Origin of the sequence: Emticicia soli, from assembly GCF_037860775.1 — a bacterium.
Taxonomy (GTDB): domain Bacteria; phylum Bacteroidota; class Bacteroidia; order Cytophagales; family Spirosomataceae; genus Emticicia; species Emticicia soli.
Window position 1 is genome coordinate 170,756 of the sequence record NZ_JBBEWC010000009.1, and the last position, 14,741, is coordinate 185,496.

18 protein-coding genes are annotated in these 14,741 nt (G+C 38.3%); 9 read left to right on the forward strand and 9 right to left on the reverse strand.

Translation table 11 applies throughout. The features are described from left to right. The first annotated feature begins 139 nt into the window (after positions 1 to 139). Positions 140 to 1,390, forward strand: coding sequence for a DUF937 domain-containing protein (locus WAE64_RS16030; protein WP_340238249.1), 1,251 nt, complete (start codon positions 140 to 142; stop codon positions 1,388 to 1,390). A 61-nt stretch (positions 1,391 to 1,451) separates the two neighbouring features. Here WAE64_RS16030 and WAE64_RS16035 read toward each other — a convergent pair whose 3' ends face one another. Continuing rightward, a complete protein-coding gene (locus WAE64_RS16035; protein WP_340238251.1) occupies positions 1,452 to 2,714 on the reverse strand; it encodes an aminotransferase class V-fold PLP-dependent enzyme in 1,263 nt (420 codons plus the stop codon). A gap of 26 nt (positions 2,715 to 2,740) precedes the next feature. Then, entirely contained in the window at positions 2,741 to 3,454 is a 714-nt protein-coding gene (locus WAE64_RS16040; protein WP_340238253.1) for a DNA alkylation repair protein, read from the reverse strand. Positions 3,455 to 3,555: 101 nt separating this feature from the next. Here WAE64_RS16040 and WAE64_RS16045 point away from each other — a divergent pair, with 101 nt between their 5' ends. Next, positions 3,556 to 4,080, forward strand: a complete 525-nt coding sequence (locus WAE64_RS16045; protein ID WP_340238255.1) for an NADPH-dependent FMN reductase — start codon at positions 3,556 to 3,558, stop codon at positions 4,078 to 4,080. A gap of 2 nt (positions 4,081 to 4,082) precedes the next feature. Next, positions 4,083 to 4,766 carry an acetoacetate decarboxylase family protein gene (locus WAE64_RS16050; RefSeq protein ID WP_340238257.1) on the forward strand — a complete coding sequence of 228 codons (684 nt, stop codon included), beginning with the start codon at positions 4,083 to 4,085 and terminating at the stop codon, positions 4,764 to 4,766. A gap of 7 nt (positions 4,767 to 4,773) precedes the next feature. Here WAE64_RS16050 and WAE64_RS16055 read toward each other — a convergent pair whose 3' ends face one another. Then, entirely contained in the window at positions 4,774 to 5,673 is a 900-nt protein-coding gene (locus WAE64_RS16055; RefSeq protein WP_340238260.1) for an SMP-30/gluconolactonase/LRE family protein, read from the reverse strand. Between the two features lie 41 nt (positions 5,674 to 5,714). Beyond that, positions 5,715 to 6,170 (reverse strand): nuclear transport factor 2 family protein, encoded by a 456-nt coding sequence (locus WAE64_RS16060; protein ID WP_340238263.1) that lies wholly within the window; start codon positions 6,168 to 6,170, stop codon positions 5,715 to 5,717. A 131-nt stretch (positions 6,171 to 6,301) separates the two neighbouring features. On the opposite strand from WAE64_RS16060, the gene WAE64_RS16065 reads away from it, so the two are divergent. Next, positions 6,302 to 6,547, forward strand: a complete 246-nt coding sequence (locus WAE64_RS16065; protein ID WP_340238268.1) for a hypothetical protein — start codon at positions 6,302 to 6,304, stop codon at positions 6,545 to 6,547. Between the two features lie 5 nt (positions 6,548 to 6,552). Next, on the forward strand, positions 6,553 to 6,984 hold the full coding sequence (locus WAE64_RS16070; protein ID WP_340238271.1) for a hypothetical protein: 432 nt from the start codon (positions 6,553 to 6,555) through the stop codon (positions 6,982 to 6,984). Here the strand turns inward: WAE64_RS16070 and WAE64_RS16075 are convergent. Next, positions 6,981 to 7,724 carry a hypothetical protein gene (locus WAE64_RS16075; RefSeq protein WP_340238274.1) on the reverse strand — a complete coding sequence of 248 codons (744 nt, stop codon included), beginning with the start codon at positions 7,722 to 7,724 and terminating at the stop codon, positions 6,981 to 6,983. The genes WAE64_RS16070 and WAE64_RS16075 overlap by 4 nt on opposite strands. Positions 7,725 to 7,801: 77 nt before the next feature. On the opposite strand from WAE64_RS16075, the gene WAE64_RS16080 reads away from it, so the two are divergent. Beyond that, positions 7,802 to 8,410 (forward strand): 3-keto-disaccharide hydrolase, encoded by a 609-nt coding sequence (locus WAE64_RS16080; protein WP_340238276.1) that lies wholly within the window; start codon positions 7,802 to 7,804, stop codon positions 8,408 to 8,410. Positions 8,411 to 8,502: 92 nt separating this feature from the next. Continuing rightward, the gene (locus WAE64_RS16085; protein WP_340238278.1) at positions 8,503 to 9,762 is read left to right on the forward strand and encodes an MFS transporter; all 1,260 of its coding nucleotides are present in this window, start codon (positions 8,503 to 8,505) and stop codon (positions 9,760 to 9,762) included. A gap of 338 nt (positions 9,763 to 10,100) precedes the next feature. Here the strand turns inward: WAE64_RS16085 and WAE64_RS16090 are convergent, their stop codons facing one another. Genes WAE64_RS16090 through WAE64_RS16100 form a run of 3 tightly spaced genes read right to left on the reverse strand, consistent with a single transcriptional unit; the run spans position 10,101 to position 12,894 of the window. Further along, positions 10,101 to 10,649: a thioredoxin family protein gene (locus WAE64_RS16090; RefSeq protein WP_340238279.1), complete on the reverse strand. Its 549-nt coding sequence runs from the start codon at positions 10,647 to 10,649 to the stop codon at positions 10,101 to 10,103. Between the two features lie 48 nt (positions 10,650 to 10,697). Beyond that, positions 10,698 to 12,293 carry a hypothetical protein gene (locus WAE64_RS16095; RefSeq protein WP_340238281.1) on the reverse strand — a complete coding sequence of 532 codons (1,596 nt, stop codon included), beginning with the start codon at positions 12,291 to 12,293 and terminating at the stop codon, positions 10,698 to 10,700. Between the two features lie 31 nt (positions 12,294 to 12,324). After that, on the reverse strand, positions 12,325 to 12,894 hold the full coding sequence (locus WAE64_RS16100; RefSeq protein ID WP_340238283.1) for an RNA polymerase sigma factor: 570 nt from the start codon (positions 12,892 to 12,894) through the stop codon (positions 12,325 to 12,327). 207 nt (positions 12,895 to 13,101) lie between these two features. On the opposite strand from WAE64_RS16100, the gene WAE64_RS16105 reads away from it, so the two are divergent. After that, positions 13,102 to 13,617, forward strand: coding sequence for a DUF421 domain-containing protein (locus WAE64_RS16105; protein ID WP_340238284.1), 516 nt, complete (start codon positions 13,102 to 13,104; stop codon positions 13,615 to 13,617). Here the strand turns inward: WAE64_RS16105 and WAE64_RS16110 are convergent. Continuing rightward, entirely contained in the window at positions 13,610 to 14,134 is a 525-nt protein-coding gene (locus WAE64_RS16110; protein ID WP_340238286.1) for a DUF7935 family protein, read from the reverse strand. The two genes, WAE64_RS16105 and WAE64_RS16110, sit on opposite strands and share 8 nt — an antisense overlap. A gap of 277 nt (positions 14,135 to 14,411) precedes the next feature. On the opposite strand from WAE64_RS16110, the gene WAE64_RS16115 reads away from it, so the two are divergent. Beyond that, the gene (locus WAE64_RS16115; RefSeq protein ID WP_340238287.1) at positions 14,412 to 14,690 is read left to right on the forward strand and encodes a HesB/IscA family protein; all 279 of its coding nucleotides are present in this window, start codon (positions 14,412 to 14,414) and stop codon (positions 14,688 to 14,690) included. Positions 14,691 to 14,741 lie beyond the last annotated feature (51 nt).

A 14,741-nucleotide genomic window follows, 5' to 3' on the forward strand; every position in this document is an offset into this window, starting at 1 on the left:
TTCTTGTTTTTCGTTTTATTAGTAAACAGATAAGTTTTTTATAAATCATTATATTTTGGGCATAGTTTTTGTAAAATCATATCTTGGTTACGAAATCATCCCAAACTTTAATATTTGCTACCACGAGATAAAAATTTGTATGAAAATACTCGGACTGATAAAAGACAAACTGACTGATTCAGTTATTGAAAAAGTTAGCAATTTCCTGGGCGAACACCCCGAAAATATCAGCCTTGCTCTAGATAAAGCTATTCCCACAGTGCTTGGGGGTATTATTCAGAATACCACTACAGAAGAGAGTGCAGGTAAGGTGATGGACGTATTAAAAGATGGGGGGCATACAGGCGAAATTCTTGACGATTTACCACAATTGTTAAGTAATTTCGACAAAACACAATTATTGATTACCATTGGTACAAACATCTTTAATCATTTTTTAGGTAATAAAAGCAATGGGCTTGTCGAAACGATTTCGTCATTAAGCAATATCCGTAAAACTTCTGCATCTTCTCTAGTTGGTTTGGCTACACCTTTGGTTTTAGGTGCATTAGGTAAAGTAATCACAAAAGAAGGCATGGGTGTTTCAGGACTGATGAAGCTACTGAACGAACAACGAGATACCGTACTTGCGGCATTGCCACCTGCAGTAATTAATAAACTGGTTACGAAAGAAGAGCCTGTAAGCAAAAAAACGGCGAAAGAACAAGCAAAAGAAAAGAAAAAGGAGAAAGAAAAAGATGCGAATCCGAACCCCAATACTGGCGGTGGAGCCGCAGTCTGGATTCCGTGGATTTTATTGGCTTTGGTGCTGATAGCTATTTTGTTTTATGTATTTAAGTATAAAAAAGAGCAGGATGCACAGCAAGCAAATTTGCCAGCAGTTGATTCGACCGCAATAGGCTTACCAGATACAACTTTTACCGCAACTCCAACCGATTCAGTGTCTATTACTACTCCCGTAGAAACTCCAGAGCCTAAGCCTGTTGAAACAAAAGTAGAAGAGAAAAAGGCCGATTTACTTAAAGTAGTAGAAAAGCCTACTACCAACACAAGTACAACAACAAGTGCTAACAATGTAGTACTTAGCGATGCATTACAAAACAATGCATCGTGGATTGCCCTGACAAATCTTAATTTCAGAAGCGGTAGCGCCGAAATCAGTAATAAGGGCGATGTAAACGATTTGGTGAAATTTTTGAAAAATAATTCAAAAGCACGTATTACAATTGCGGGTGGCTCGCAAAGTAGTGGCGGTACATTGGGTGAAGATAGAGCTTATGCCCTACGTGAGGTTTTGTTGGAAAGAGGTGTACGCGAAAGCCAGATTGACATACAGAGTAAAACAGTAAGCGACATTGATGCAAAAATAACAGTGAAAGTGAAAAAATAGAGTAATGCTGATGATTGCTATTAGGTATATGCCCACGATTAACTCGTGGGCTTTTTTTATTTTATGCCGATAGTTCTTTTAGGGCTTTTACGAATGTATCCAATTCGGCAGTTGTTGTATAAACATTAGGGGTAATTCTACAACCTTTTACGCTTGGTGAGTCAATAGCTACCGTCCAGATTTTATATTTTGTTAATAGCGTTTTAGCAAGGTCGGCAGGCTTCATGGTAGCGATGCCCACATTGGCTATTCCACAAGCCCGGTGGCTTTCGGAAGGTGTATTGAGCACTATATTGGGTAGGTTTCTTACTTGCTTGGTCCAATATTCCTGCAAATATCTCAGGCGTGCTTCTTTGCGGTCTCTGCCAATTTTTTCGTAGAAATTAATGGCATCGCCAATGGTTAAATCGGTGTGTACAGGGTTAGTGCCTGTATGATTCAATTTTCTGATGTCATCGTCTTTATAGCCCATATCACCAAATAGCTGCCAGAGTTTAGCAATTTTGTCTTTCTTTACATACAAAAGTCCGCAACCTAGGGGTACACTCAACCATTTATGCAAACTACTGCCATAGTAATCACAACCTAAGTCACTGATTTTATAGTTGATATGCGCAAAAGCATGCGCACCATCAACCATTACTTCTACACCTTTCTGGTGGGCCATATCGCATATTTTCTTGATGGGTAGAATATGCCCTGTAATATTTATCATGTGGCAAACCATCAGAAGGCGTGTTTTAGGCGTAATGGCTTTTTCGTAAATAGACACAATTTCTTCGTCTGAGCTTGGGTTATTTGGTATCGACACCACTTTGTTTACAATACCATAGCGGCGTGCTTGTAGTTTAAACATATCGAGCATGGCACCGTAATCTTGCTCAGCCATCACGGCCTCGTCGCCTGCTTTCCAGTCAATGCCTGCAATTACGGTATCTAGCGACTCCGTTGTATTTCGGGTAACTATCAATTCTTCATGCGAACAACCTGCTATTGCAGCCAGTTTTTTTCTGATTTCAGCTTTATCGTCAAATTGCCTTGTGCGCATATAATAAGACCCCTGAAAGTTAATTTCTTGCACGTGGCCGATAAAATTCTGTAAGGTTTCTTGTGGCGTAAAGCAATAATAGCCGTTTTCAAGATTAATATAGTCAGGCTTGACTTTATAGCCACGTCTAACTTCAGTCCAGAATTCTTCGTTTTGTGCTGCCTCTAAAGGTGTCTGAGCTTCTACTTTACTTAAAGCTTTATCGAAATGCTTACCCAATGCTGGAGCAGCCACGCTTGTAGCGGCAAGTGTTTTAATAAACTGGCGTTTGTTCATGGAAGTGAAAGGTTATTAAATGTGTTTTACTTTAGTTGCATAAAATACTTCCGCCGTTCTTCTGTCATTTTCTCAATAGCATATCTTAGGGCTGTTCGGGGTATTAGGCTGATGTTTTTCTCCAGAAATTGCTCTACTTGTTTGGCTTCCTTATTGTTTTTTACTTCACGTTTCCATATCTCTCGAAGCATCCAGCCTATGGCTTTGTGTATTAAATCATGCTTATGAGGTAGTAATATTTCTGCAATTCTGAAGGTATCTTCATACTGTTTTTTGTTAATAAAATACCAACTTGCAATAATAGCAATGCGTTGTGTCCAGAGATGGTCGGTACGAGCCATATCGTATAATATCTGGCGGTCTTTATCAAATAAGTAATAACCTACAATAGCATGAGCCGAAGTATCTACCAAATCCCAGTTATTGATTTGTTGCGTATTTTTCAGATAAAAATCATAGATATTTTTTTGGGTTTCTGCTTTGGCTTTTTTCATCTGGTTTACCAGAATCATCAAAGCCGCCATGCGGTACTCATGGATTGGATCATTGAGTAAAGTTTGTAGGTCATCAAATGATAGTGAATTGTATTTTTTACAAATAGCGCGTAAATCAGGATTAGAAATTCCAATAAAAATATCACCTTCTCCGTATTGGCCTTTACCTGTTTTAAAGAACAATGCCGATGCTTTAGCCCGTTCGGGAGTAGCAATTGCCTGTAATTCTGAAATGAGTTCGTTCATTGAAACGATTTAGCGTTTTTTTTGTTAAAGATAATAAAATAAGATAGTTGTGAGTTGAGGGAAATATTAATTCTGCAACTTATATTAATAAATTTCTTTAAATGATAGGAGTAATCATTGGCACTAATCGTAACAATTCACTTTCCCGAAAAGTCGGTTTATATTATCAGAAACTTTTACAATCGTTAGGCGCAGAAAGCCAGATTATTGATTTAGCCGAATTGCCCGAAGATTTTGCATTTTCGGCGCTTTATCATAATTCAGGTAAGAATGAGGCTTTTAACAAGTTTCAAACCATAGTTGATGCAACGCAGAAGTTTGTTTTTATTGTGCCAGAATATAATGGTTCGTTTCCGGGTGTATTGAAAACTTTTCTGGACGGGCTGCGGTATCCTGATAGTTTTAATTATAAAAAGGCAGCTTTGGTAGGTATTTCGTCAGGAATGCAAGGCAATGCTGTTGGCTTGGGGCATCTGAACGATATTTTGAGTTATATGGGGACTGATGTGTTGGGTTTACGTATGAAGTTGGGGAGTATCAGAAGCCACTTTGATGGAGAAGAATTTACGTTTGAAGTTTATCGGAATTTCCTGACCAGACAAGCCAAGCAACTAATAGAATTTTGACCATGAGCCAGACTCCGACACAAATGGCACCACCACCGTGGAATTTAGAAGGAAATGGATACATTTTTCTGTTTCATTTTCCGAAAGCATTTGTTGAGGGACAAGGTTTTTTAGACGCTTATCAGTACGATACTTTCAAAAGTGGCTTAGTAGGTACTGTAATGCTGGTAGATTATAGCACCTCTGCTGTGGGGCCATACAAAGAGCTACTGTTTGTGCCCGGCAAATTTAACTTTAAAAAAGTACCAAACTTTACATGGGGCGTTTCGAAGATATATGTTTCTTCGTACGATAGTGTCTGGAACGGAAGAGAAAACTGGGGAATACCTAAAGAATTAGCCAATTTTGAGACTCATACAATCAATAAGTCAGAAGAAATAATAGAAGTAAAAATAGGAGATGAAGTGTTTTTTAGGGTTCATCTGAAAAAGCGTAAGTTTACTTTCCCGATTTCAACCAGATTTTTCCCCTTGAGATTAGCACAAAAACTTCGTGGCGATTTAATCATTACCAATTCTATGGCAAAAGGCAGAGCTTCATTTGCCAAGCTTTTAGATTTACAAATAAATAGCCAGTATTTTCCCGATGTTTCAAAGGCAAAACTACTGGCTATTCTGGCCGTGAAAGATTTTAAGATGACCTTTCCGATACCTAAAATTCTGAACGATTACTTTATAAAGAGCTAGGGAGAACCTATTTGAATTTCTTCATCATTTTCCATTCTCGGCCTGCATTATTGCTTCTGAATGTCTCAATACATTTGCGGTCTTGTAGAGTTACATAACAAGTCTTACCATCTTTACCGCCAAACGAAATATTAGAAGTTAGTTTACCTTTCATCTTTACAGTCTGGATGATTTTGCCTTGTGGTGATACAATGTCTATAATACCAAGCCCGTGGCGGGTTATATAGAGGTTCCCTTTATCGTCGCAACGCATACCATCCATGCCGCCATCGTCAAATTTTATCAGCAGGCGTTTATTACTCAATGTTCCCAGCGGACTAATATCAAAAGCCCACACGTTTTTCTGAACCGACTCGTTTACGTACAATATTTTTTCGTCGGGACTCACTTCAATGCCATTTGTAGTGCCCATGTCTTTTACTAAAAGTTCTGCTTTGCCATCTTGTGTTACTTTCCATATTTGCCCTGAACTTGCTGTCCAGTTAGGGTCGCTGCAAAAGATAGTGCCATTGCTCATAATAGCCAAATCGTTAGGCTGATTCATAGCCGGAACATGAGCTAATACGCTCACCTTTTGGGTTTGCAAATCAACTTTTAGCACATTGTGCTGCATATAATCGGCCACAAAAAAAGTATTTGCCGAGCCAAAACGAATACCATTGCCTACACTACCTTCGGGTAAGGTCAGAAAAACAGATGTTTTGCCATCAGGCGTAATCTGGGCAATAGTGCCATCTTGTTTAATATTTACGGCATAGATATTCCCCTTTTTATCTACTGCTGGGCCTTCACAATTACTGGTAAATTCGCCTTCTTTGCTTAAATCAGAGGCGATAAAAATGTTTTTTTGTGCAAAAAGATAAGAGGCATTCAGTAATGCCAATATAATGAGAATCGTCTTTTTCATGGCAGGTTTTGATGTTTACAAACACTAACGCTTGTGTATCTCTATTTCTTACAATCGTCTTTACGGCGTGTATCTACAATGCCAATTATTTTCCAGCCCTTATCGGTTTTCATCATTGTAAACACATTTACGCCGCAATGGTTAAATTTATCGTTTACATAAAATTCGTAGGGTGTCCAGGCAACGGCCATATCTCCATCAATTTTTATGTCATAAGAAGTAAGTCTTTCATCAAGCATTACACCTTCCCTCTTCGTACCAACCGATTTAAGCCAGTCAATTATTTGGTCTTCTTGTAGCTTTACTTCTCCGGTTTTAGTTTTAACAACTGATTTCAGGAAACAAGAGGGGTACAATACCTGGCGGATAAGCGTAGTATCGTTTTTGCGCATACCATCAAAAACCTGGTTGATGCTGGCTTTTATTTGCTCTTCGTTGCTTTGAGCAAAAGAGGCAGTAGCGATGCCTAGAAATAAGATTGTAAATAGTTTTTTCATTTGATTTATTGGTTTTTAATGAGTGAAATATAACAAATTCAGTATTTATACGCTATGATTAGAGACTTTTTACGCTAAAACTGAAAAATAATCATGCTTACCTTTGAAGACTAATTTTAAACTTTATAGCCATGCCTTCTACAAAATTTAATGTTGTTCTCGAAAACATTGAGTTATCGAAAGAACAAAAATCAGCTTTACAAAAAGACATCAATGCAATTGTTGCCAAACACGTTGCTACTATTGACCACTCGGCCGCCATCGGGAAAAAGGATATGGTAAAAATTAATCCTGAATGGTTGGGAATCTGGCTTCGTCGTTTCAAAGATTACCGTGCCATTGAGTTGTCTAAAACCTATGATATAATCAATCGTTAGGGCTGATGAAATCGCTTGACAAAGCTTGCCCCAGTGCTACTTGCGAGACTGGGGCGGCGGTCATCGGTGTGGTTAATCAAGAGGGGTTTGTAAGTTTGTTGCCTCAGAAAATTGATGTAACCGATGAGTTTGCCGCAATTGCCCATCAGGGCACTACTCCCGAAAAACGTTTCAGATTTACTAATAAATGTGTGGAAGGTGGGTGTCGTCAATGGAATGGTTCTCGTTGCACAGTTATTGACAGAGTACTACAAATGAATGAAACTTTTGATGGTTTCATGGGTCTTCCGACTTGCAGTATCCGCTCCAATTGCCGCTGGTATCATCAGAGCGGCGACAAAGCTTGTGCTGTTTGCCCGTTTATTATTACTGATAATATTGTTGCCGATGAGCAAGAGAAAATAAGCATAACCGAAACGCAGGAACTGCCAGTTTAATCTTGTTTCTCAAACTTAGGCACTTTGCTGTCGTATTTCAGGTAATTGCCGGCTACTGTGGCTGCGTTACCAAAGCCACACTCAAAAGCTTCATCCTGATAAACAATGGTAGCTCCGCCCTCGAAGAAAATTATTTTAAGTTTGCATTTGCCAAACTCGTTGTTTTCATACAAAGCCTGATTACCGTTGAGCTTAAGCGTAGTTTTTTCTATAACGGCCTGATTATAGCTGGGAGCACCTCTGATGGCCTGCATTTCTACAATGATTTTGTCTTTTCCGGCTTGATTTACATATAAGCTACCTGTGCCGGCTTCTTTGCCAAAGCTATAAGCGTAAGTACCGGTAACATTGATAGGTTCAGATTCGATTTTTATATTAGAAGTCTTTTTTAAACTAAAACTCATTTCTTTATCACTATTCGGTTTCGACCAGAAGCCCGTAATCTCGTCGCCTTTTCTTGTACCGTAATAAATACCCGTAACTTCGGTTTTAGAATCAAATTCGTGCAGCAATACATTGCCATTTTCAAGAGAGCCTACTACTTTTATGGCTTGTCCCACTTTTTTATAGACCAATGTTCCGTAGATAAGGTTATCGTCGAAGGTAAGGGTCATTAAAATAGGGATTCTGTTGTTAATTAGACCGTCGAAAGTTTCTTTGGACAATGAGTTTTGTGCAAAAGAAAAAGAGCTGAAAAGAGAAAATGACAAAAGAAAAACGCTGAATATTCGGTTTATCATAGAAATAGTTTTTGCTTTGGTGATGCAAGATAAGAAATTTATCTTTTCTTTGTAACAGTAAATAAACTCTATTCAAAATGAAAACAAAACTTAGTTTCCTAACTATTACTTTTTTATTAATTTCTGCATTAAGTTTTGCACAAAAAAGCAAAGGAAAAAAAATCTTCAATGGTAAAGACCTAACCGGATGGGTAGTATATGGTACCGAAAAATGGTATGTAGAAGATGGCCTTTTGGTATGTGAAAGTGGCCCAGACAAAGAATATGGCTACTTGGGTACTGAAAAAAAATACAAAAACTTTGAGTTGACACTTGATTTTAAACAAGAAGCAAATGGCAATAGCGGTGTGTTTTTTCACTCATCAGTAAAGGGTACAACTGTAACAGGCTGGCAGGCAGAAGTTGCGCCTCCAGGGCATAACACAGGGGGTATTTATGAGTCTCATGGCCGTGGTTGGTTGATTAAACCAGAAGCTGAAAAAGATAAAGCCCTGAAAATGGGAGAATGGAATACAATGACTGTAAGAGTAGTTGATAACGTAGTAACAACTATCTTGAATGGTACAGAAATGATTAAGCTTGATGATCCTAAAATCGGCGAAAGAGATGGTAGCATTGCGCTTCAGATTCATAGCGGAGGCGGTATAAAAGTGAAATGGAAAAACATTGTAGTAAGAGAATTATAAAAAAGACTTCATAAAAATAGGTCGGGTAGCATTATCCGACCTATTTTTATGAGACCCAACCCAAACCAAAGATTTATCAAAACCTAAACACTATGAAACAAGAGAAAACCACATTACAGCACTTGTTTAGTCTGCCTGTAATTGTTGCTGCACTTGGTTATTTCGTTGATATTTACGATTTGCAATTGTTTGGCATTGTGCGAGTACAAAGCCTTGAGAGCCTCGGGCTTTCTACCAAAGAAGAAATATCGTCGGTAGGTACAACAATCATTAATTTTCAGATGATTGGCTTATTACTCGGAGGGATTCTCTGGGGAGTATTAGGCGATAAAAAAGGGCGTCTTTCGGTACTTTTTGGCTCAATTATTACCTACTCGTTGGCTAATATTGCTTGTGGGCTTATTCCACACATGAATTTTGTTGATAAAGTAGAGGCTTACAAATGGCTACGTTTTATTGCCGGAATCGGTTTGGCCGGCGAATTAGGCGCAGGTATTACATTGGTATCTGAAGTGTTGCCTAAACACTTACGTGCTATTGGCACCTCTTTAGTGGCAGGTATTGGTTTGTGTGGAGCCGTAGTAGCAACTTTTACTGTTAAACTTTCGGGCGATTGGGCCATTGCTTATCTGATAGGTGGTGGTTTAGGGGTTGCCCTATTGTTGCTTCGTGTAGGAGTTATAGAATCGGGTATTTATAAAGATATTGAGAAGAATAAACACGTAACGAAAGGGAATTTCTTTGCGTTTTTTACTAATTGGGATCGTTTCGTAAAATACATGAAATGTATAGGTATCGGGCTTCCAACATGGTTTTGTATTGGTATTCTTACATATTTCAGCAATGAGTTTGGCGAGGCTATGGGCATTACCGAAAAAGTTGACCCGGGCTTGGCTATTATGTGGGCTTATGTGGGTATATCAGTAGGTGATTTTATGAGTGGATTTATCAGCCATTTGTTTAATTCTCGTAAAAAAGCTATTGCTGCTATGATGGCCTTTGCGCTGGTTGGTGTATTATTTTTCTTGTTTTCGGGCGGTATCAAAAGCCCTGAAATGCTCTATGCCGTATCTTGCTGGTTAGGTTTAGGTACAGGTTACTGGGCCATGTTTGTAACCGTGGGGGCCGAGCAATTTGGTACAAACCTGAGAGCCACTGCTGCCACAACAGTACCAAATATGGTGCGTGGCACAGTAGTAATCATGACAATACTCTACAAGTTTTTTAAACCCGACCAAGGCGTAATTATAGCCGGAGCCATTGTAGGTGCGCTTTGCTTTGCCGTTGGGTTTTACTCAACTTTAACTATACCAGAAACACACGGTAAGGATCTGGATTTTATAGAAGAGTAACATTTTTAAGAGAATAGAAAAAATCCCGATGGTAAGTAAAAAGCTTGCCATCGGGATTTTGTTTTATTGCCTAAGTGTTACTTGCCTGTTGTTTTACAGTTTTACAAATACGTTAAATATTTAATAAACTGCCCTATTATACTTGCTAATGGCTCCGGAATATCATTCCGGGTTACGTATATATGCGTAAAAACCCCTAATGAATTCAGTAGTTTTACTCTATGAGCGCAAGGGTATTTACTTTAGTTTTGCAACAAAGATAACCATACTTATGAAACGAAAAAGTCAACTACTCGCAAAGAAGCTGACCACCGTTTGAGCCCAAAATAACTCGTGCTCTATAATTTAGTACCTTTATAGGTTGCCTTATAGGTGCCTTCTTTGTATTGCTCAAAAGACTCTTTCTTATAGCTGTCGCCTCCAAAAAAGGTGATAATCTGATGAAAGGCTTTGGCATCAAGATAGCCCGGTAATGGCTGAATCATATTATATTGGTCGTCAAGAAAAACTGTGGTTGGATAACTCAGTTTGCCTTGTAATAGAGCTATTGCTGCCTGATTAGTGTTACTACTCTCGTCAAACTTGTATTTTACACCACCCACTACTATTTCCTGACGCGTCTCGGCGTCCAACTTTACCATATAAAAATTCTTATTGAGGTAATCAATTACGTCAGGGTTGGTGTAAGTTTCACGGTCCATTACTTTGCACCAGCCACACCACGCCGTATAAACATCAACGATAGTTTTACGTGGTTCCTTTTGAGTGCGGTTATAAGCCTCTTGTAGGCTTATCCACTCAACTTCTTTTTTAGGCTCCTTTGTTTGCTGGGCAAGCGAAGCAAAAGTGCTTGTTATTAAAGCTATGAATAAGAATATATTTTTCATGAATGTTTTTTTTATTCAAAAATAGCAATTTATGTACCAAGCTGTATGCTAAAAAGGATATTTTGCAGAGAAGAAAACGCCGGCAGTAGCTAGGCGAACTTTTCCGTAACCTACTTTCCCTAATGGTGTTTTAAAGAATGGTTCTACCTGAAGTGTCAAACGTCTGAAAATCTGACGTTCGTAGCCTACCGATAAATTTAAAACACCAAACGGATAAGTCCCCGTTTTACCTACCCAACCTGTGCGCTTGATGCTGGGGTCACTTGGATTTTCGTAGTTATAACGATATTCTTCTTTCAACATTATATAAGAGGTAAATCCTGTTGATACAAACCAACGGCTATTAGGTTTTTGGGAGAGGTCGTAACGGATATTAAGCGGAATATCCAGCATTTTACAAGTGGCATCAATATCTATTATCGGCGATGAAGGATTGTAGTAGCCTGTCCACTCATACTGGTTTGGCAAAGCATTGTATAATTTCAAAGAACGAATAACACCCGTTTGTATACTCAAACGATTACTAAAGCGATATTCGACAATAGCTGCCCAGTTGTTACCAATTTTAAATATCTCGTTTGACGGAATAAAGCTAAAATCTGGCGATAAAGCCAAGCGTATATTAAGCCCTCGGCTGAATGCAGTATTTTCTCTTGGTTTTGCAATAGGCTGTTCAAAAGATGATTCAAAGCTAACAACGGGTAGTTTTAAATTGCTATTAAACAAAGGCTTGATAGGGGATAGAACAGCTACTGATACCCATTGCATTGGCTGAATAGTGTTGGCAGAATCAACAGCAGAGGTATTAACCGAACTTAAATTATTAGGTATAATACCATCAACATCAGTAGGTGTGTTGTTTGAAAGTAAGTTGGTTTTGGTTTTTTCACTCAGCTTTTGTTCTGTATAATCAGCTCGTTTAGAGGTCTTATCTGGCAAGTTTTCTGATTTTGACTCATTTGTTTTTTTGTCTTTGATAATTGAAGTATTTTTTACCCTAGTTGTGTTTCTCAAATCGGTTGACTCTCTCGTTTCCTTGGTATTGTTAGCGTCGGCAATTTCATTACTTTTTTGTTTCAATAAAGTACTTTTTGAATCATCTTTCCTGTCTGTTTGCACTGCATCTTCCGCCGATGTTGATTGTAAGTCTTTTCTTAAAATTGCTTTATTAGCCGCTTGAGTTTTATTGATTTCCCTAGATTCTACTCTGTTTTTGGTCGTATTAACTATGACTGCGTTGTCTGTTTTTGTTGTATTCTCTGGTAAGGTATTATCTACTGTATTGTCCTGATTCTGTGTAGTTACTTTGTCTGTTGATACATATTTTTGTGCTGCACTATCTGTTGGTTTCAATGTAGATTCTTTAGTTTTTACTTTTGGTGTTGTTATGGCTTCCGAAGATTTTCTTATAAAGAAATAACTTCCGGTAATCAGCAATAACAATAGAACTACTAGAGGTAAACCCCATTTTAATAGGGTATTACCCGATTTTCCTGAGCTTGATGGAGGATCGTTGGCTGCATCAAGTTTTTGGCTCATCTTTTTCCATGCATCAGGGTCAAAGCCGATGTCTGCCTTTTCAGCCGATTCTCTGAAAAGGTCATCAAACTCATCATCTGATAAATCATGTAAGTTTTTGCTCATTTTTCTTAAACGGTTTCTGTATAGAAACCTGTTAATTTATATTGTTTGTGAGTGTACTATCAATTTTTATAATCATTTTTCGGAGTGTTTCTCTTGCACGTGATAAATTTGATTTCGATGTTCCTACCGAAATCTGTAATTGTTGTGCAATTTCTTCGTGCGAATACCCATCAATCACAAAAAGATTAAATACCATTTTATAGCCAGTGGGTAAGCGCTGCACAAGTGCCAGTAATTCGTCATGATTAAGTTGGCTTAAAGCATTGCCATCAGTTGAAGAAACCTCGTATGCTTCGTCAAGATTTTCGTGGAAATAATGTTTTTGTTGACTCCGATAATAATCTAAGGCTGTATTGACGATAATTCTTCTAAACCATGCCTTGAAAGGATAATTAGCATTATACTGCTCGCCTTTTGTAAATACTTTCAGAAAGCTGTCATTCACAATTTCTAGTGCTTCGTCACGATTCTGGCTATAGCGCAAACATACACCCATAGCAAAGCCATAGTAGTGCCTGTAAAGCTTTTCCTGGCTTTTTCGGTCACCCTTCACACTTGCAATAAGTAATTCTTCCGGACTATCAGGCAAATGATTTACCATAACTGATTTGAATACGTAAAGAAGCGAGCTATGGTTGCGCCTCTACTCATAAATAATGCTCAACATTAACAAAAAATGCGACAAAAAACAATTTATGAGCGACAACACAGCAATTTTTAATGTTGATGACAATAGTTTTCTGAAACTCAAAAGTTTCACTAAATTTGATTCTAAGTATATGTTATCGTATCTGAAAAAAATGAGTGTATGGCACCCTATATAGACTTAGTATTAAGAGCAGTATCGGTTTATCTGTTTATAATTTTTGCTATCAGGCTTTTTGGCAAAAAAGAGCTGGCGCAGCTATCGGTCATAGACCTGGTTTTTATATTACTCATTAGCAATGCTGTACAAAATGCGATGGTTGGCCCCGATACTTCTCTGGTAGGTGGGCTTGTAGCTGCAGGTGCTTTGTTTGTAGTTAATTTTGGGTTGAAGAAACTGATAGGGCGCTACGACTCTATCGGAAAACTGATACAAGGTGAGCCAATTATGCTGATTTACAGAGGGGTGGTACAAGAAAAAAACTTATTATCGGCAGGCTTTACCCATGCCGAGCTTGAGGCCGCTATAAGAGAACACGGTATTGAACGAATAGAAAATATTGATTTAGCCATGCTTGAAGTAGATGGCAACATAAGTGTACTAAGCGACGATTTCAAGACAAAATCTCGCCGTAAGCGTGTGCATAAAACATTGCAAAGCCCCAATGCTACTACATAAACATTGTCTGGATTTCTTCTTTCAGAAATCTCAACGCATCAGTAGTAGGTTGTTTGTTTTCGGTAATTACACGTTCAAAAACTCTCTTCGATAAATCGATGGCAGGGGCATCAGTAGCTAAATCTCCGGCCGAGGTATTCACAAGTGTTACTACATCGTTCATAGCCTGACGGATTTTCTCCCATGCTTCATGCGAAAGATACACCTGTTGGGCAAGATTGTGGTTAAACTCTTCTCTGATTTCTCTCAACAATAATTGTTGAAAATCAAGCACCTGCATGCCATTATTACCAAGCCTTACCAAGAGGTTGTTTGGGGTAATACGCTCCAGAAAAAGTGTCATGCGCTCATAAGCCTGCAAGCGGAGCGGAGTAACAAGCTCTGTGTTTTTTTGCTTGATTTCGAGCTGTTTTTGTTCAAATTGTTTTTGTAGAAAGGTTTGTACAGTCAGGTACATACCATATAAAACTGCTGCTGCGGGAATAAGTATTTTCAGTAATTCGGTCACTAAGGCCATTATGATTGTTTCTTACAGGTTTTTGTTATACAAAATTATAAATTACTCTTTTAGCGAATGTAATGATTGTATGATTATTTTTGTTGATGAAGTTGTTTAGGATTTTAATTATTATTTAAAAATCGGGTTGTTTTGAGCGAGCCAAATCAAATGATAAGAGCATAGCAGAGCTATGGTTGAAATCATTTGATGAAGGCGCAGCCAAAATAACACATTTTTAAAGATAAGAAACAATCCTAAATAACTTCACGACTTGATGAATAACGTGCCGAAACAAATGATAGTATTTACAGAAATAGCAAAAGAAGAAATAAGCAAAACACTTAATTCGCCACAAATACCGCCCGGATATGCTCTGCGGATTGGTATAAAGGGTGGTGCTTGTTCGGCAAACTATCTTTTGGGTTTAGACAAAGCAACCGAGCAGGATGAAACCTACGAGGTAGACGGCGTAAATGTAGTAATTGACCGCAAACACCTGATGTACCTTATAGGCGTTAAAATAGATTATACTCAAACCGAAGAAGGTATGGGTTTTGTAATTCTGAAAGCCTGATTGCTTTTGGCATGGTTTTCGATTAATTATTCCGCGAGAATAAATAAGTGA